Source organism: Rhodococcus sp. S3 (assembly GCF_058211795.1).
Map to the genome: position 1 here is coordinate 2677416 of NZ_CM177074.1, position 16874 is coordinate 2694289.

At 62.3% G+C, this 16874-nt stretch carries 17 protein-coding genes and 2 pseudogenes; 7 read left to right on the top strand and 12 right to left on the bottom strand.

The genetic code is table 11. From position 1 onward, the window contains the following. The first annotated feature begins 400 nt into the window (after window positions 1–400). On the top strand, window positions 401–1165 hold the full coding sequence (locus AC0LPE_RS12575; protein ID WP_001389365.1) for an IS6-like element IS6100 family transposase: 765 nt from the start codon (window positions 401–403) through the stop codon (window positions 1163–1165). Between the two features lie 147 nt (window positions 1166–1312). Then, the gene (gene aph(3')-Ia, locus AC0LPE_RS12580; RefSeq protein ID WP_000018323.1) at window positions 1313–2128 is read left to right on the top strand and encodes an aminoglycoside O-phosphotransferase APH(3')-Ia; all 816 of its coding nucleotides are present in this window, start codon (window positions 1313–1315) and stop codon (window positions 2126–2128) included. Window positions 2129–2264: 136 nt separating this feature from the next. On the opposite strand, the gene AC0LPE_RS12585 is transcribed toward aph(3')-Ia, so the two are convergent. The 3 genes and pseudogenes from AC0LPE_RS12585 to AC0LPE_RS12595 form a co-directional block, all read right to left on the bottom strand. After that, window positions 2265–2666: a LysR substrate-binding domain-containing protein gene (locus AC0LPE_RS12585; RefSeq protein ID WP_001183556.1), complete on the bottom strand. Its 402-nt coding sequence runs from the start codon at window positions 2664–2666 to the stop codon at window positions 2265–2267. Window positions 2667–2705: 39 nt separating this feature from the next. After that, window positions 2706–3410, bottom strand: a complete 705-nt coding sequence (locus AC0LPE_RS12590; RefSeq protein ID WP_001067855.1) for an IS6-like element IS26 family transposase — start codon at window positions 3408–3410, stop codon at window positions 2706–2708. Between the two features lie 61 nt (window positions 3411–3471). Then, window positions 3472–3825, bottom strand: a pseudogene (locus tag AC0LPE_RS12595) (transposase zinc-binding domain-containing protein); the annotation flags it as partial. Window positions 3826–4143: 318 nt separating this feature from the next. On the opposite strand from AC0LPE_RS12595, the gene AC0LPE_RS12600 reads away from it, so the two are divergent. Together AC0LPE_RS12600 and AC0LPE_RS12605 are read left to right on the top strand one after the other, a co-directional pair. Beyond that, entirely contained in the window at window positions 4144–4416 is a 273-nt protein-coding gene (locus AC0LPE_RS12600; protein ID WP_490606349.1) for a trypsin-like serine protease, read from the top strand. A gap of 39 nt (window positions 4417–4455) precedes the next feature. After that, the gene (locus AC0LPE_RS12605) at window positions 4456–5220 is read left to right on the top strand and encodes an IS6-like element IS6100 family transposase (protein ID WP_001389365.1); all 765 of its coding nucleotides are present in this window, start codon (window positions 4456–4458) and stop codon (window positions 5218–5220) included. Window positions 5221–5310: 90 nt separating this feature from the next. Here the strand turns inward: AC0LPE_RS12605 and AC0LPE_RS12610 are convergent, their stop codons facing one another. Both AC0LPE_RS12610 and AC0LPE_RS12615 read right to left on the bottom strand, forming a co-directional pair. Further along, window positions 5311–5511, bottom strand: coding sequence for a hypothetical protein (locus AC0LPE_RS12610; RefSeq protein ID WP_069408167.1), 201 nt, complete (start codon window positions 5509–5511; stop codon window positions 5311–5313). Between the two features lie 347 nt (window positions 5512–5858). After that, window positions 5859–6428 carry a TetR/AcrR family transcriptional regulator C-terminal domain-containing protein gene (locus AC0LPE_RS12615; protein WP_005882738.1) on the bottom strand — a complete coding sequence of 190 codons (570 nt, stop codon included), beginning with the start codon at window positions 6426–6428 and terminating at the stop codon, window positions 5859–5861. 38 nt (window positions 6429–6466) lie between these two features. Between AC0LPE_RS12615 and tet(33) the strand changes: the two genes are divergently transcribed. Further along, window positions 6467–7690, top strand: a complete 1224-nt coding sequence (tet(33), locus tag AC0LPE_RS12620) for a tetracycline efflux MFS transporter Tet(33) (RefSeq protein ID WP_010991840.1) — start codon at window positions 6467–6469, stop codon at window positions 7688–7690. A gap of 719 nt (window positions 7691–8409) precedes the next feature. Then, window positions 8410–9174, top strand: coding sequence for an IS6-like element IS6100 family transposase (locus AC0LPE_RS12625; RefSeq protein ID WP_001389365.1), 765 nt, complete (start codon window positions 8410–8412; stop codon window positions 9172–9174). Between the two features lie 116 nt (window positions 9175–9290). On the opposite strand, the pseudogene AC0LPE_RS12630 reads toward AC0LPE_RS12625, so the two are convergent. From AC0LPE_RS12630 to AC0LPE_RS12640, 3 genes and pseudogenes are all read right to left on the bottom strand, one after another. After that, window positions 9291–10291, bottom strand: a pseudogene (locus AC0LPE_RS12630) (hypothetical protein). A 4-nt stretch (window positions 10292–10295) separates the two neighbouring features. Next, complete coding sequence (locus AC0LPE_RS12635) at window positions 10296–11459, bottom strand: site-specific integrase (RefSeq protein WP_372466175.1); 1164 nt, start codon at window positions 11457–11459, stop codon at window positions 10296–10298. A 125-nt stretch (window positions 11460–11584) separates the two neighbouring features. Next, a complete protein-coding gene (locus tag AC0LPE_RS12640) occupies window positions 11585–12751 on the bottom strand; it encodes a hypothetical protein (RefSeq protein ID WP_229581137.1) in 1167 nt (388 codons plus the stop codon). Window positions 12752–12931: 180 nt separating this feature from the next. Here AC0LPE_RS12640 and AC0LPE_RS12645 point away from each other — a divergent pair, with 180 nt between their 5' ends. Continuing rightward, complete coding sequence (locus AC0LPE_RS12645; RefSeq protein WP_229581135.1) at window positions 12932–13162, top strand: cold-shock protein; 231 nt, start codon at window positions 12932–12934, stop codon at window positions 13160–13162. A gap of 360 nt (window positions 13163–13522) precedes the next feature. On the opposite strand, the gene AC0LPE_RS12650 is transcribed toward AC0LPE_RS12645, so the two are convergent. From AC0LPE_RS12650 to AC0LPE_RS12665, 4 genes are all read right to left on the bottom strand, one after another. Next, window positions 13523–14140 carry a recombinase family protein gene (locus AC0LPE_RS12650; RefSeq protein ID WP_006553200.1) on the bottom strand — a complete coding sequence of 206 codons (618 nt, stop codon included), beginning with the start codon at window positions 14138–14140 and terminating at the stop codon, window positions 13523–13525. Window positions 14141–14268: 128 nt separating this feature from the next. Next, on the bottom strand, window positions 14269–14805 hold the full coding sequence (locus tag AC0LPE_RS12655; protein WP_129978101.1) for a PaaI family thioesterase: 537 nt from the start codon (window positions 14803–14805) through the stop codon (window positions 14269–14271). 22 nt (window positions 14806–14827) lie between these two features. Then, the gene (locus AC0LPE_RS12660) at window positions 14828–15277 is read right to left on the bottom strand and encodes a universal stress protein (protein WP_129978100.1); all 450 of its coding nucleotides are present in this window, start codon (window positions 15275–15277) and stop codon (window positions 14828–14830) included. Between the two features lie 12 nt (window positions 15278–15289). After that, window positions 15290–16861 (bottom strand): MFS transporter, encoded by a 1572-nt coding sequence (locus tag AC0LPE_RS12665; RefSeq protein WP_039583601.1) that lies wholly within the window; start codon window positions 16859–16861, stop codon window positions 15290–15292. Between the last annotated feature and the right edge of the window lie 13 nt (window positions 16862–16874).

Consider the following 16874-nt stretch of genomic DNA (forward strand, 5'->3'; position numbering starts at 1 on the left):
TCCTCCACTTCCATCATCAACCCTGGATAATGCCGCCGCCGTCATCGCCGCCGACGCCCGTGCCGGGCTTTTCGGGCCTGTCAGGCTTGCTCGGCCTTCAGCCTGCCTGGGCGAGATCTCCGGCGGACGGATTAACGGCGGAGCTTCGCCGCCTTTCGTGCGTGTGAAGGCCGAAGATAGTTCTCTCAAAAACATCCGTTTATGAGAGATACCAAATGTCATTTTCAGAAGACGACTGCACCAGTTGATTGGGCGTAATGGCTGTTGTGCAGCCAGCTCCTGACAGTTCAATATCAGAAGTGATCTGCACCAATCTCGACTATGCTCAATACTCGTGTGGGCTCTGTTGCAAAAATCGTGAAGCTTGAGCATGCTTGGCGGAGATTGGACGGACGGAACGATGACGGATTTCAAGTGGCGCCATTTCCAGGGTGATGTGATCCTGTGGGCGGTGCGCTGGTATTGTCGCTATCCGATCAGCTATCGCGACCTTGAGGAAATGCTGGCGGAACGCGGCATTTCGGTCGACCATACGACGATCTATCGCTGGGTCCAGTGCTACGCCCCGGAGATGGAGAAGCGGCTGCGCTGGTTCTGGCGGCGTGGCTTTGATCCGAGCTGGCGCCTGGATGAAACCTACGTCAAGGTGCGGGGCAAGTGGACCTACCTGTACCGGGCAGTCGACAAGCGGGGCGACACGATCGATTTCTACCTGTCGCCGACCCGCAGCGCCAAGGCAGCGAAGCGGTTCCTGGGCAAGGCCCTGCGAGGCCTGAAGCACTGGGAAAAGCCTGCCACGCTCAATACCGACAAAGCGCCGAGCTATGGTGCAGCGATCACCGAATTGAAGCGCGAAGGAAAGCTGGACCGGGAGACGGCCCACCGGCAGGTGAAGTATCTCAATAACGTGATCGAGGCCGATCACGGAAAGCTCAAGATACTGATCAAGCCGGTGCGCGGTTTCAAATCGATCCCCACGGCCTATGCCACGATCAAGGGATTCGAAGTCATGCGAGCCCTGCGCAAAGGACAGGCTCGCCCCTGGTGCCTGCAGCCCGGCATCAGGGGCGAGGTGCGCCTTGTGGAGAGAGCTTTTGGCATTGGGCCCTCGGCGCTGACGGAGGCCATGGGCATGCTCAACCACCATTTCGCAGCAGCCGCCTGATCGGCGCAGAGCGACAGCCTACCTCTGACTGCCGCCAATCTTTGCAACAGAGCCTCACCACCGACTATTTGCAACAGTGCCGATAAAAATATATCATCATGAACAATAAAACTGTCTGCTTACATAAACAGTAATACAAGGGGTGTTATGAGCCATATTCAACGGGAAACGTCTTGCTCGAGGCCGCGATTAAATTCCAACCTGGATGCTGATTTATATGGGTATAGATGGGCTCGCGATAATGTCGGGCAATCAGGTGCGACAATCTATCGATTGTATGGGAAGCCCGATGCGCCAGAGTTGTTTCTGAAACATGGCAAAGGTAGCGTTGCCAATGATGTTACAGATGAGATGGTCAGACTAAACTGGCTGACGGCATTTATGCCTCTTCCGACCATCAAGCATTTTATCCGTACTCCTGATGATGCATGGTTACTCACCACTGCGATCCCCGGGAAAACAGCATTCCAGGTATTAGAAGAATATCCTGATTCAGGTGAAAATATTGTTGATGCGCTGGCAGCGTTCCTGCGCCGGTTGCATTCGATTCCTGTTTGTAATTGTCCTTTTAACAGCGATCGCGCATTTCGTCTCGCTCAGGCGCAATCACGAATGAATAACGGTTTGGTTGATGCGAGTGATTTTGATGACGAGCGTAATGGCTGGCCTGTTGAACAAGTCTGGAAAGAAATGCATAAGCTTTTGCCATTCTCACCGGATTCAGTCGTCACTCATGGTGATTTCTCACTTGATAACCTTATTTTTGACGAGGGGAAATTAATAGGTTGTATTGATGTTGGACGAGTCGGAATCGCAGACCGATACCAGGATCTTGCCATCCTATGGAACTGCCTCGGTGAGTTTTCTCCTTCATTACAGAAACGGCTTTTTCAAAAATATGGTATTGATAATCCTGATATGAATAAATTGCAGTTTCATTTGATGCTCGATGAGTTTTTCTAATCAGAATTGGTTAATTGGTTGTAACACTGGCAGAGCATTACGCTGACTTGACGGGACGGCGCTTCCCTACCCTCATGGCCGCCTCCCAGGAATCGACCCAGGTGCTTATCGTGGACATAATCCTTTACTCATAAATTTATCTTATTCCATTATTGTACCTGTCACGCAAAACTTGCAGAAAAGCCATAAACGCAGGAGAATCCTGTCGGCGGTGAGGATAATAAATATGGTAGCCGTCAAAATATGGACACCACTCGGTCAGAACAGCAATCAGCTTGCCGCTTTTGATATATCCATCTGCAACATACTCGGGAATATAGGCAATCCCCAGCCCGTCTAATGCTGCATCGAGCTGATGAATCGTGCTGTTCGCAATATATTGCCCTTTGACTTTCAGACTGAATTTCTGAGCATCTTTCTCGAATTCCCAGGCGTACAATCCACTCGTATCAGAATAGCGGACGTTAATGCAGTTGTGGTTCAAAAGATCCTGCGGCTTCCTGGGCTTAGCATAACGCTTAAAATGGCACTGTTGCAAAGTTAGCGATGAGGCAGCCTTTTGTCTTATTCAAAGGCCTTACATTTCAAAAACTCTGCTTACCAGGCGCATTTCGCCCAGGGGATCACCATAATAAAATGCTGAGGCCTGGCCTTTGCGTAGTGCACGCATCACCTCAATACCTTTGATGGTGGCGTAAGCCGTCTTCATGGATTTAAATCCCAGCGTGGCGCCGATTATCCGTTTCAGTTTGCCATGATCGCATTCAATCACGTTGTTCCGGTACTTAATCTGTCGGTGTTCAACGTCAGACGGGCACCGGCCTTCGCGTTTGAGCAGAGCAAGCGCGCGACCATAGGCGGGCGCTTTATCCGTGTTGATGAATCGCGGGATCTGCCACTTCTTCACGTTGTTGAGGATTTTACCCAGAAACCGGTATGCAGCTTTGCTGTTACGACGGGAGGAGAGATAAAAATCGACAGTGCGGCCCCGGCTGTCGACGGCCCGGTACAGATACGCCCAGCGGCCATTGACCTTCACGTAGGTTTCATCCATGTGCCACGGGCAAAGATCGGAAGGGTTACGCCAGTACCAGCGCAGCCGTTTTTCCATTTCAGGCGCATAACGCTGAACCCAGCGGTAAATCGTGGAGTGATCGACATTCACTCCGCGTTCAGCCAGCATCTCCTGCAGCTCACGGTAACTGATGCCGTATTTGCAGTACCAGCGTACGGCCCACAGAATGATGTCACGCTGAAAATGCCGGCCTTTGAATGGGTTCATGTGCAGCTCCATCAGCAAAAGGGGATGATAAGTTTATCACCACCGACTATTTGCAACAGTGCCGTTCAGGCAGTACTTCATCAACCAGCAAGGCGGCACTTTCGGCCATCCGCCGCGCCCCACAGCTCGGGCAGAAACCGCGACGCTTACAGCTGAAAGCGACCAGGTGCTCGGCGTGGCAAGACTCGCAGCGAACCCGTAGAAAGCCATGCTCCAGCCGCCCGCATTGGAGAAATTCTTCAAATTCCCGTTGCACATAGCCCGGCAATTCCTTTCCCTGCTCTGCCATAAGCGCAGCGAATGCCGGGTAATACTCGTCAACGATCTGATAGAGAAGGGTTTGCTCGGGTCGGTGGCTCTGGTAACGACCAGTATCCCGATCCCGGCTGGCCGTCCTGGCCGCCACATGAGGCATGTTCCGCGTCCTTGCAATACTGTGTTTACATACAGTCTATCGCTTAGCGGAAAGTTCTTTTACCCTCAGCCGAAATGCCTGCCGTTGCTAGACATTGCCAGCCAGTGCCCGTCACTCCTGGCCAGTTATGCGTTGGGTACGACCGCTGCAAATGCTCGTGCCCTGGATAGCACAGAAGAACGAATACAAGACTATCGGCGTGAGCAGCGCATATTGTCCGACAATTCAATCAGCGGCCAGAGCGTCCAGCGCGGCACACTGCCACCCGATACCAGACCCTACCTTGCACCGGATTGGCCAACACTGGCTGAAAATACAATGCCGTCTGTTATTGCTTTGTCAGCAATCGAGCAGCCCTACGGCTTTGCTGAAAACAGTCCGGCCTGGCTTATTCCTGGCGTTCAACAAAACGCTGCCACAGCAGCATTGACGCACTACCGCGCCTGGCAAAAAGGCTGGGCAAAACAAGACGCAAAGCGACAGCATCAAACTATATGCGGCGGTTTCGTCATCGAAGGCAACCGAGTGCTAACAGCGGCGCATTGTGTGGACAGGCAAGAAGCCTTGCGGGCTCTGTTGCAAAAATCGTGAAGCTTGAGCATGCTTGGCGGAGATTGGACGGACGGAACGATGACGGATTTCAAGTGGCGCCATTTCCAGGGTGATGTGATCCTGTGGGCGGTGCGCTGGTATTGTCGCTATCCGATCAGCTATCGCGACCTTGAGGAAATGCTGGCGGAACGCGGCATTTCGGTCGACCATACGACGATCTATCGCTGGGTCCAGTGCTACGCCCCGGAGATGGAGAAGCGGCTGCGCTGGTTCTGGCGGCGTGGCTTTGATCCGAGCTGGCGCCTGGATGAAACCTACGTCAAGGTGCGGGGCAAGTGGACCTACCTGTACCGGGCAGTCGACAAGCGGGGCGACACGATCGATTTCTACCTGTCGCCGACCCGCAGCGCCAAGGCAGCGAAGCGGTTCCTGGGCAAGGCCCTGCGAGGCCTGAAGCACTGGGAAAAGCCTGCCACGCTCAATACCGACAAAGCGCCGAGCTATGGTGCAGCGATCACCGAATTGAAGCGCGAAGGAAAGCTGGACCGGGAGACGGCCCACCGGCAGGTGAAGTATCTCAATAACGTGATCGAGGCCGATCACGGAAAGCTCAAGATACTGATCAAGCCGGTGCGCGGTTTCAAATCGATCCCCACGGCCTATGCCACGATCAAGGGATTCGAAGTCATGCGAGCCCTGCGCAAAGGACAGGCTCGCCCCTGGTGCCTGCAGCCCGGCATCAGGGGCGAGGTGCGCCTTGTGGAGAGAGCTTTTGGCATTGGGCCCTCGGCGCTGACGGAGGCCATGGGCATGCTCAACCACCATTTCGCAGCAGCCGCCTGATCGGCGCAGAGCGACAGCCTACCTCTGACTGCCGCCAATCTTTGCAACAGAGCCTTTGCGTCAATGCAGGGAGATAGCGAAGAGCGCGCTTCAACGGAGATGCTCGAATGGGTCCACGACGGATTGGAGTCCGTGGTCGCGGCAGACGTAGATGATTCGCACGCCGTACCCGTCGGCGCCGCTCGGCTCGGGGTCGCATTCTGCGCGGCAGACGTTACAGAGCCGGTGCTCGTTGCTCCCCCAGACCGTGACCTCGATATCGTCGGGGATCTCCATTCCGTCGAACTCCATATGCGGAGGTTAGCTGTCGCGGATTGAGTCGTGTCAAGATGCGGCACCGATGCTAAACCGCCGTTACCTATGGTCATCGCGCCGGTCGCGCACTCGACGCTTAGTTCTTGAGGTACTCGAGGACGGCGATGACGCGCTTGTTCCCTGTGCGCTCGTTAAGGTCGAGCATGGTGAAGATGCTGCTGATGTGCCGTTCCGCGATCGCGACGCGACATGCACACGGTCCCTGATTTGCTCGTTTGTGAGCCCCGTAGCCATGAGCGAATCGTCAGTATCGCGGAGGAGGTGCTGCGGGAGCGGGAAAGGATTGACCTTACTGACGCAGAGACCCAAAGTGCGAGCATCCCTCATCGCTTTGATGCCAGCCCTTCAACCATTGCAACTAACCCGAACTCGAAATCTAGGTCTTGATCGACAGGCTCACATCCGTTGTCGAGCGCTGTTTGTTCTTCTAGTACGAAACCGACCGTATAGCGGCTGATAGCCATGAGAGCTCGGACCGCAGAGCCCTCAGCGAATCCTTCGGACACGAGAAACTCGATCTGACTTTCGGGGGCATCCGAGCCCGCTGGCATCTGGTCACTCTTTTGACGGTGAAACTCTGCGTGCAGCCGTGCTCCATCCCGGACTGCCAGAAGCGCTGTCCGGAAGCTCCGCGCGTTGCGCAGGAGAAAGTCGTCCCAGCGCTCCCCTGACTCTGGGAGTGAGGCGTGGTGTTCGCGATCAAGCACATCAGCTGCGAGCGATCCGAGCAGGTGGGCCTTTGTCCGAAAGTGCCAGTAGAGCGCTGGCTGCTGCACCCGCAGATGCGCAGCCAGCGCCCGTGTGGTGAAACCGTCGATCCCCGTGTTATTGAGCACATGCCTCGCACCGCGCAAGACTGCTGCACGATCGAGTCGCGCTTGTTTCTGAGCCATGCTTGCACTTTATCATCGATAACTTTATCGTTGATAAGGTGTCATCTCTCACTTCCGCTCGTGGCTCGTTGGCCACGGTCCTCATCACGGCTAGCCTCGACGCCGCCGGCATGGGCCTGGTGATGCCGATTCTTCCCGCACTGCTACACGAGGCAGGGGTCACCGCTGATGCGGTTCCGCTGAACGTCGGAGTGCTGATCGCGCTCTACGCGGTAATGCAGTTCATCTTTGCCCCCGTACTGGGAACGCTGTCGGACCGATTCGGCCGCCGCCGGGTGCTGCTTGTTTCCCTGGCCGGTGCGACCGTCGACTATCTCGTGCTCGCCACGACGTCCGCTCTGTCGGTGTTCTATATCGCCCGCGCAGTGGCTGGGATAACCGGAGCGACCAATGCGGTCACCGCCACCGTGATCGCCGACATCACGCCACCCCACCAGCGCGCCAAGCGTTTCGGTTTACTCAGTGCCTGCTATGGCGGCGGAATGATCGCGGGGCCAGCCATGGGTGGACTGTTCGGTGCCATCTCGCCACATCTGCCGTTTTTGCTCGCTGCTCTTCTCTCAGCGAGCAATCTGGCACTCACCTTTATCCTGTTACGCGAGACCCGTCCTGATTCCCCTGCGCGCTCTGCGTCGCTCGCTCAGCATCGTGGTCGCCCCGGCCTCAGCGCGGTGCCTGGGATTACCTTCCTATTAATCGCATTCGGCCTTGTTCAATTCATTGGGCAGGCTCCAGGTGCGACCTGGGTGCTGTTTACTGAACACCGCCTCGACTGGAGTCCCGTCGAAGTTGGAATCTCCCTGTCCGTTTTCGGGATCGTACAGGTTCTCGTGCAGGCCCTCCTTACTGGCCGCATCGTGGAGTGGATCGGTGAGGCAAAAACAGTCATCATCGGGTGTATTACCGACGCCTTGGGTCTCGTAGGCCTGGCGATTGTCACTGACGCATTTTCCATGGCACCTATCTTGGCGGCACTGGGGATCGGTGGCATCGGCCTCCCCGCTCTGCAAACCCTTCTCTCCCAGCGCGTCGATGAACAGCACCAAGGGCGCCTCCAGGGTGTGCTCGCCAGCATCAACAGCGTCACATCGATCTTCGGACCGGTCGCTTTCACAACGATCTTCGCGCTCACTTACATCAACGCCGACGGCTTCCTCTGGCTCTGCGCCGCAGCACTCTACGTGCCCTGCGTGATTCTCATCATGCGTGGTACAGCAGCGTCCCCGAAGTTCGGCTCTTGGGCGAGCGGCGACTCGATGTGAGTTGTGAGACGTGAGCAGGAGCAACACGGCGGCGACACTGCTTCGCCATGGCCGACTAGCGAGACGGCGCCACCGGGAAACTCGGCATCATCTACCAAGGACAGGTCAGCTGGGAGCCTGATAGACCCATCGAAATGTGCGTGCCGATCGCGGAGAAGGGCCGGGCGCATCGGATCGAGCCATAGCACCATGAGTCTTCACGGAAGTGCGTCGACGGAGACTTGGTTGTGAACCGGGCCAAGGGAGAGCTGGAGGCCCTCTCCGAGTGGCTTGCCGATGACATGAGCTGGACGCTCATCGAGAAATCCACACACAGCGGCCCCAGTGCAGCCCGAGAGGTGCGCCCGCCGTTCTCCCGAGCGGGTGGAGGTCATTTCTGTCGTCACCCACGGACGACGCGCTTCCTGCGACGGCTACCTCGAGGCTGGAGGAATGCGCGTCCGTTTCAGCCATGCGTTCCGCTTCGTCAGCACCCCCAAGACCTCGATGATCGCAGAACTGCGACGCTACTGCATCGAGACGCAGGTTGACTGAGGCCTGTGCGGACAGCACGAACGACCCTTGAGCCCGTAATCTGGGAACCGCAGAAACTACCCGATCGAAACGCAACTACTTTGCCGACCCTACGGGGTTGGCTCGCGGTCGTCGTCCTTGGCCGGGCTCTGTTGCAAAAATCGTGAAGCTTGAGCATGCTTGGCGGAGATTGGACGGACGGAACGATGACGGATTTCAAGTGGCGCCATTTCCAGGGTGATGTGATCCTGTGGGCGGTGCGCTGGTATTGTCGCTATCCGATCAGCTATCGCGACCTTGAGGAAATGCTGGCGGAACGCGGCATTTCGGTCGACCATACGACGATCTATCGCTGGGTCCAGTGCTACGCCCCGGAGATGGAGAAGCGGCTGCGCTGGTTCTGGCGGCGTGGCTTTGATCCGAGCTGGCGCCTGGATGAAACCTACGTCAAGGTGCGGGGCAAGTGGACCTACCTGTACCGGGCAGTCGACAAGCGGGGCGACACGATCGATTTCTACCTGTCGCCGACCCGCAGCGCCAAGGCAGCGAAGCGGTTCCTGGGCAAGGCCCTGCGAGGCCTGAAGCACTGGGAAAAGCCTGCCACGCTCAATACCGACAAAGCGCCGAGCTATGGTGCAGCGATCACCGAATTGAAGCGCGAAGGAAAGCTGGACCGGGAGACGGCCCACCGGCAGGTGAAGTATCTCAATAACGTGATCGAGGCCGATCACGGAAAGCTCAAGATACTGATCAAGCCGGTGCGCGGTTTCAAATCGATCCCCACGGCCTATGCCACGATCAAGGGATTCGAAGTCATGCGAGCCCTGCGCAAAGGACAGGCTCGCCCCTGGTGCCTGCAGCCCGGCATCAGGGGCGAGGTGCGCCTTGTGGAGAGAGCTTTTGGCATTGGGCCCTCGGCGCTGACGGAGGCCATGGGCATGCTCAACCACCATTTCGCAGCAGCCGCCTGATCGGCGCAGAGCGACAGCCTACCTCTGACTGCCGCCAATCTTTGCAACAGAGCCGCTGGGATTGCTTGCATTACTTGCCCCTGTCGGGGCCGGCGAGCACCGTCGTGCAGCTACGGCTACAGGTCTTCGAGTACGGAGAGCAGGTCGTCGAACAGGGCATCGGCGCGCTGTTCGATCTCGTCGAAGGTATCGGCGAGGTCCTCGAGGTCCTGATGATCGCGACGGCGAGCAGCGATCCCGCGTTCGTAGTAATCCGGGTCGAGAACCACCTCGGGTTCGACCCTTGCCTCGTCGGTGTCCGGCGGGACCACCGGCAGTGTCGGACGGTTGGGGGCGCGGCCGGACAGGTGAGCGCGTACCAGCGCCGAGATCGACTGGGCGGTCATCGCGTGGGCATGAGGCAGGTGTCCCCAGCGGTCGATCGGACACACCAGCGGTTGGCGGCCCTGCTCGGCGGTGAGCGGACCGATATGGATGTCGACCGGGTCGGTGAGGTAATGGCGCAGCAGATGCGTGCCGGGATTCTCGTCGAGAAACGCCTGGATGTGCGCCCACCGCCGGTAGATCGCCACCCCCAGGGGTCCGCAGCGCCGGGTTCGGGTGTAAGGCGTACGCGTTCCCCGGCTCGGGTGGTGACCTCGAGGGCCCCGTCGTCGATGCGGATGTCGCGGCGGCGCAGCCGGGTGATGTCGGCAAAGCTCAGGCCGGTGGCGGCGAGCACGAGCAGCAGCGCGTCGCGGCGGCCGAACAGTCCACTGGGCCAGCCCTCGGTCGGCAACGCGGCGGCGGTGCGCAGCAGGATCGGTGCGAGTCGATCGGATCGCCGGCCGCGGGTGGTGTCGAGGTGGCGGCGCACCGTCTCGGTGCGCCCGGGCGGTGGGTAGCCGTGCCGGGTGTGGACGGTGTTGATCGCCGACAGTCGGCGCCGCTGCGTCGCTATCGCCGCCGGATGCTCGCGCACGAACACCGCCAACGTCTGCGGGGCGGCGGGGATCGGCCGCCGGTCGGCAGCGAGGCACCAGTCGGCGAACAACGCCCAGTCGTGCCGATACCGCTCTGGGATTCGCAGCCCCGCCAGCGATATCGAGTGGTCGGTCAGAGGGGGTGTGGTGGTCACGGTGCTACAAACCCAAATTCGTGACAGCGTTGCCGATCAACGGGGCATTCTCGCGGGCGTAGACCTCGAGCATCGCCGGAGTGCTGTGCCCGGTCTGGCGCATGATCGCGTGCGCGGACGCCCCGTTGCGGAACGCTTGGGTGACGAACCCGGCCCGCAGCGAATGCCCACCCAACTGTTGCACGAGCTCGGGGTCGTAGCCGGCCTGCTCGGCGCGGCGGCGGATCGCCTTGTGCACCGCCGCCCCCGACAAGGCGGTTTCGGAGAGGTTGCCGTTGCGGCGGATCGACCGCAGCAACGGTGCATCAGAGGCGGTACGCGGACGCGGTCCCCGGCACACATGGGACTCGAAGGGTTGCGTGGTGCGCAGCAACCGGATCACCGCGGGACGCCCACCGCTGTCGTAGGCGGCGACGATCTGCGCCCACCGCATCCACGCACACGGCGGACAACTGAGATGACCGTGGGTGAAGGGCAGGGCGCGGATGGTGCCGCGGCCCTCCTGATCGGTCTTGGATTTGCGCAGGCGGATGTGCAGCCCGTCGAGCCGGTGCAGCGAGATGTCCCCGCAGGTCAGGGCGACGAGTTCGCTGCGGCGGAACGCCCCGGCGAACCCGAGCAGCACGATCGCGGTGTCGCGGCGTTCGAGGACCTCATCGGCCCAGCCTGCACAGCCCGTCCGGGCCCGCTCGACGATGGTGAGCACATCGGCGGTCAGCAGCGGGGCCCGCGGAGCCCGGGGCCGGTCCCCGGCGGTGGCGTAGTCCCGGCGGATCCCGGACATCGTCCGGCGCACCAGGTCATCGCCGGTGGGACTGGCGTGTCCCGCCTCGCGGTGATGATGCGCGATCGCCGCGAGGTGATGCGCCAGCGTGGCCGGGGCGTAGGCACGCGTGCCGCCGGGGGTGAGGGTGTCAGCCGCGGCCACCAGATAGGCGGCGACGGTCACCGGATGCGCCGGCAACACCTGATGTCCTTCGCTTCGGCACCAGGTGGTGAACTTCCGCCACGCCGAGGCGTAGGTGCGGCGGGTCCCAGCGGAGCGGGCCGAGGCCACCGAGGCGCCGATCCGTTCGAGAATCTGCGGCGCAAGATCGGGCAGGTCGAGGGAAGAACCGGCCCTGGATGTCTCTACGACCTCACCGGCGGGGATGTGCTCGCTGTCCACGACCAGCGACGCTACCGAGGTGCGCCGACACGAGCCGGAATGGATCGAGTGTCGTGGCGACCAGAAGTGTCGGTGCTGCTCCGGCGTCGCAGATCGGGGCCGGTGACTGCGTCAGGACTGATCTTTCACGGCGTCCCGGCCACGCTGCCCAGCGTGTAGATCGTGTCACCGGCCGGTGAGCCGATGATCGAGTCGAGCCACGGCAACTCGACCGGATCCCCGATCGGGATACCGGTACGCAGGTCGTAGCGCGAGAGCACCGGCTGATTCTGATGGTCGATTGCGGTGACGACTGCATCGTGCACGGACACTGTCGTGGTGTCGGCGGCCCCGGGCACGGTCCATTCGTGGATCACCGTCGGGGATCCGATCACCGGAACCGACAGCACCTGCTTGTCCGGGTTGATCCAGTACAACCGGTCCTCGCTCACGCTCAGGGTTCCCCGCAGTACCCCGTCCCCTACCTCCGGCATCTGCAAGGTCGTGTACTGGGGGATGCCGGTGTCGATGTCGATGGACACCAGCGCCATTGCCGGTCCGCCTGCGTTCATGCTCGCTGCCGAATAATCGGCGTTGAACGCCAGGACCGAGCGACCGTCCGGTGTGCACACCGAGGTGCTCGACGCCCAGCTGTGCTCGGGTTCGGTCTGCCACTGTCCCCGCAACTGCAGCTCACCCGAGGAGAGCAGTTCGTAGAACCGGCTCGTGCGCGGACCGGTTGCCGTCGAGATGTTCTCGATGATCGCGAACTGCCGGTCCCCGCAATACGCCGCGGTGTGGACCATGCCGTCGACAGACCCGTGCCGGACCTGCTGATCGGCGCCGATCGCAACGAAGTTGTTCGCTCGGCCCCGGACGAACCACACCGTCGCAGCCCCACTGACGGGATTGTGGGAGAACGCCGAGATCGTGTGCTCGTCGATCGGGATGTCGGTGCGCCCCTGCTCGGTCAGTACCGTCACCGCTTCACCGGTGACGGTCACCAGCGAATCGGCGGAGAACAGCACCCGCGTGGCATCGACACGCTCGCCCTCGATACGACCGAGCACGGTGCCGTCGTCGTCGAAGGCGAACACCAGGGTGCGGCCACCGAAAGTTTCCACACCGAGACCTCCGAGCGACACCGCGCCGGCCGTGTGAGCTGGCAGTGTCTCGAGCGGCTCACCGGGATACGACGGGGACCCGCACCCCACCGCCAGTACCGACGCCACGCCGAGAACCGCGCCGGCCAGCAGGATTCGGGTAGCACGGGTGCTGGGGATGCGGACATCGTCGTGGTCACCTGTGTTCACCTGCTCACCGTTCCATGCCCGCGGTTCCCTGGTCCGGACCGACACGACCACCTCGGTGCGCACCTCGCTCCGGTCCTGCCTCGGCCTCAGCAGGCAACTCTGAGGCGGCGTAGACGAGGTACGCCACCCGCCTGCGCCGCCGCCTCTGTGAGCGGCGCGCATGTAGTGCATCATCGGGAGATGACGTCCCGAGGCATCGTCCGATTCTGGAACAGCGAGGACGGGTGGGGCGTCATCGACTGCGAACAGACCCCCGGCGGTTGCTGGGTGCACTTCAGCGAGGTCGAGGTCGCGGGCTTCAGAAAACTCACCCCTGGCCAACAAGTCACCTTCGAGTGGCAGAAACCGAGTGGTCCAGTGGAGGGCTTCGCGTTTGTGGCGGTGCGCGTGCACCCGGTCGAGGACGAGTGACGATCGTCGTCTCACATACGGAAGTCGGGTGCGCCGACGCGCAGGTCACCGTCGCGGGTTACTGCCCGTAGGGGCGCGGCGGGAGCGGGTTGATCTCGTCACTGTCCCAGGTGACGGGGTAGCCGTAGCATTTGCCGAAAATCGGGCGGATATGGCGTAGTGCCCGGTCGGTGATCCGCTCGGCCTGTTGGGTCGAAACGATCGTCTGTCTCGCCACCGGCTCCTGGCGGGCGCGGCGTATCCGCCCAGCTCGCCGACGATCCGATTCGGGCCAGAACTCGTGTGGGACGTAAGGGCCCGCAACCCAAGGTTGTCAGGAAGTGCAAAGTAGCGGGATCCTGACGACAGGCTGGTGAATTCTCAGGCTCGTGGTGCAGCACTGCTGACGATGCGGTGGATGGTGGAGCGGCCGACGCTGTATTCCTCGGCCAGGTCCGCCAGGCTCGCGTCGTCGGCGGGGTCGTGGTAGCGGCGGTGGATTGTTTTCCGTGCCGTGAGAGGAAGTTTCGGCTGCTTGCCCTTGAGCCTGCCTTTCGCGCGGGCCTTGGCCATGCCCTCGCGGGTGCGTAGGTGGTTGAGGTTGGCCTCGAATTCGGCGACCATGGCCAAGGTTTGCAGGAAGAGCTTGCCGAACGGGTCGTTCCAGTCGTAGATCGAGCTCCCGAGTCCGAACAGCACCTCGCGCTCGCGCAGTTCGGTCAGGGTCTGGCCTGCTTCGGCCATGTTGCGTGCGAATCGGTCGAACTTCGGCGTGGTCAGCACTACCTGTCGCCCGTCGATGGCCGCCGCGGCGGAGGTGACGGCGGCGAGTGCGTTGTCGAGCCCGGCCCGGTTCTTGCGGGTGGTCCCGGAGAACCCTTTGTCGATGAAGATCCGCTCACGCGGCACTCCGAGCGCCAATAGCTGCTCGGTTTGGATCTCGACGTCTTGTTCGTCGGTGGAGCAGCGGCAGTATCCGACGCGGAACGGCTCACCCATGCCGAAAGTGTTCCAGATAGCGGGGGTTGACCGGCACAGTCAGCGGAACACCTCTACGGAACACCGGTGAGCTGGGCCGACGTTGGCTCTGCGTGGTGTTCCGGTGGCCGATCCGGTTACGGAACAGGTCAGGGGGTGTTATCGGTGTGTGGGGGTGTGTTGTGGGTGAGGAAGTGGTTGACGTCGACGGTGAGGAACAGGGCGGTGGCGGTGGTGATCACGTGGGCGTGGTCGTTTTCGATGGTGGCTTGCAGGTGGAGTTTGCGGCCGTCGCGGGCGTGGATGTGGGCGCGGAGGGTGTAAGGGGTGTCGAGCAGGATCGGGGCGAGGTAGTCGATGGCAAGGTGGCGGGTGACCGCGGGTTCCCCGACGGTGTAGAGCAAGAGTCCGAACAGTTCGTCGAGGACGGTGGCGACCGCGCCGCCGTGGGCGATCGCGGGGGCGCCGACGTGGCGAGAGTCGAAGCGGTGGTGGGCGTGGACGCCGTGTGCGTCGCGGCGGGCGCGTAGCTGGTGGCCGTGGGGGTTGGCCGGTCCGCAGCCGAGGCAGTGGTCGTGGTGGGGTGGCAGGTCGGCGGAGTCGGGTGCGAGCACAGGGAAGGCGGGAATCCAGTCCGGGACCTGTCGGGGCTCGGGTGTATAGGTGCTGGGTGTGTTCTCGGTCATGGGCGCTTTCTGTGGGGTGTGTCTACCGTGCGGTGGTGAAGAGGATGTCGCAGTGGGCTTTGCGGGCGAGCTCGATCGGTGGGGCAGTCAGCAGCCGGGCCAGCAGCGGTGGCCGGTGGGGATCGGCGGTGACAATGAGGTCGGCGCCGGTGGCGGCGGCCAGGTGCAGCAGCGCGTGCGGGGCGGGTTCGGACAGGATGTGGGTTTCGATGTCGGTGGCGCCGTGGGCGAGGGCGTGCTGGTGGGCGGTCCGCAGGATGGCCTCGGTGGGAGTGGTGCCGCGTAGCTGGTAGGCGTCGGGTCCGAGCCGGTCGAGGTCCGCCCCGAGCTCACGTGCGTCGATGTGGTGGCGGGCGCAGATGATCAGGAGCCGGGCGTGGGTGGCGTGGGCGAGTTCGGCGGCGTGGTCGACCACACGGTAGGAGCGGTCGGATCCGTCGGTGTCGACGATGATCGTGCGATAGGCCGTCATGACGGGCGTCTTTCACGAGAAGGGAGCGTGTTTTGCGGGGGAAATGGTCGAGATGTATCGGCGGCGTGGTGCGCGGCCGGGGGCCAGTACTGCCAGCACGATCGCCCCGACGGTGGTGAGGGCGGCCAGGGCGAGCGCGGCCTGGCCGCTGCCGTGCACGAACGCGGCCTTGGCGAACTCGGCCAGCGGTGCGGCCACCGGTCCGGCCTGGTCGGCGACCTGCAGCGCCGCGGCCAGGGAATCGGCGACCGGGCCGCGGGCGGGCTCGGGCAACTGGGGCAGGGCGGGCTGGATGCGGTGGGTGTAGCCGGCGGCCAGCACGCTGCCGGCCACGGCGATCCCGATCGCGGCGCCGATCTCGCGGGCGGCGTCGTTGACCGCGGCGGCGACCCCGTGTTTGGCCTCGGGGGTGTCGGCGACGATGGCATAGGTCGCCGGCGCGGTGCACAATCCCAGGCCCGCGCTCATGATCAGCAGCGGCCACAGCAGGTCGAGGTAGTGCGCGGCGAGTGTCAGCCGGCTCACCAGCACCAGCCCGGCGGCGATGGTGAGCAGGCCGGCCACGGTCATCACCCGTAACCCGACCAGGCTCGACAGCCACGGCGCGATCACCGAGATCACGACCAGCGGCACCACCATCGGCGCCAACGCCAGCGCCGAGGCCAGCGGCCCGTAACCGAAGACCAGCTGCAGGTACTGCACAAGCAGCAGGAATACCCCGAAGGTGACCAGGAACTGGATGGTCACCGACAGCGACCCGGCACCGAAACCACGGCGGGCGAACAACCGCACATCCAGCAGCGGCGCCGCCGAGCGCAGCTCGACGACCACGAAGGCCGCCGTCGCGGCCACGCCGACCCCGGCGGCGGCGGCGACGAGCGGGTCGGCCCAGCCGCGCGCGGGGAACTCGATCACGGCGAACACGATCGCCGCGACAGCGACCGCCACCGCCACCGCGCCCACCCAGTCCACCTGCGGATGCTCGCGCTGGCGGGACTCGGCGATGGTGCACGCCAACCCCGCCAGCACCGCCCCGGCCACGGTCAACCCTACGAACACCGATAGCCACGACCATCGTTCGAGCAGCACCCCGGCACCGAGAATCCCCAGTATCGCCCCGGATCCGGCGACCCCGGCCCATATCCCCACCGCCCGGCCGCGATGAGCGGGGGCGAACCCTGCAGTGAGGATCGACAGCGTCGAGGGCATCACCAGCGCGGCGCCTGCCCCGGCCAGCGCGCGCGTCGCGATCAACCAGGCCGGGTCGGACAGCAGCAGCGGCAGCGCCGAGGCGGCGGCGAACACCACCAACCCCACCACCAGCACCACGCGGCGCCCGTAACGGTCACCGACGGCGCCGGCGGGCAGCACCAGACACGCCAGCACCAGCGTGTAGCCGTCGACGATCCAGGTCAGCTGGGCTTGGGTGGCCCCGGTCGCAAGCGCGATCTGCGGCAACGCCGAATACAACGCCGCCATCGCCGCGACCACCAGCGCCACCGCCAGGCACGACACCGCCAGCATCCACCACTGGGCCCTGGTCCAGCGGGCGATCTCGACGGTGTCCGTTCCGGGTGTGGCCACCGGCACCTCCCCG

Coding starts and splice junctions, on each gene's coding strand:
- AC0LPE_RS12575 (WP_001389365.1), top strand. CDS start 401: ATGACGGATTTCAAGTGGCGCCATTTCCAGGGTGATGTGATCCTGTGG.
- AC0LPE_RS12590 (WP_001067855.1), bottom strand. CDS start 3,410: ATGAACCCATTCAAAGGCCGGCATTTTCAGCGTGACATCATTCTGTGG.
- AC0LPE_RS12600 (WP_490606349.1), top strand. CDS start 4,144: ATGCCGTCTGTTATTGCTTTGTCAGCAATCGAGCAGCCCTACGGCTTT.
- AC0LPE_RS12605 (WP_001389365.1), top strand. CDS start 4,456: ATGACGGATTTCAAGTGGCGCCATTTCCAGGGTGATGTGATCCTGTGG.
- AC0LPE_RS12610 (WP_069408167.1), bottom strand. CDS start 5,511: ATGGAGTTCGACGGAATGGAGATCCCCGACGATATCGAGGTCACGGTC.
- AC0LPE_RS12615 (WP_005882738.1), bottom strand. CDS start 6,428: ATGGCTCAGAAACAAGCGCGACTCGATCGTGCAGCAGTCTTGCGCGGT.
- AC0LPE_RS12625 (WP_001389365.1), top strand. CDS start 8,410: ATGACGGATTTCAAGTGGCGCCATTTCCAGGGTGATGTGATCCTGTGG.
- AC0LPE_RS12645 (WP_229581135.1), top strand. CDS start 12,932: ATGACGTCCCGAGGCATCGTCCGATTCTGGAACAGCGAGGACGGGTGG.
- AC0LPE_RS12650 (WP_006553200.1), bottom strand. CDS start 14,140: ATGGGTGAGCCGTTCCGCGTCGGATACTGCCGCTGCTCCACCGACGAA.
- AC0LPE_RS12655 (WP_129978101.1), bottom strand. CDS start 14,805: ATGACCGAGAACACACCCAGCACCTATACACCCGAGCCCCGACAGGTC.
- AC0LPE_RS12660 (WP_129978100.1), bottom strand. CDS start 15,277: ATGACGGCCTATCGCACGATCATCGTCGACACCGACGGATCCGACCGC.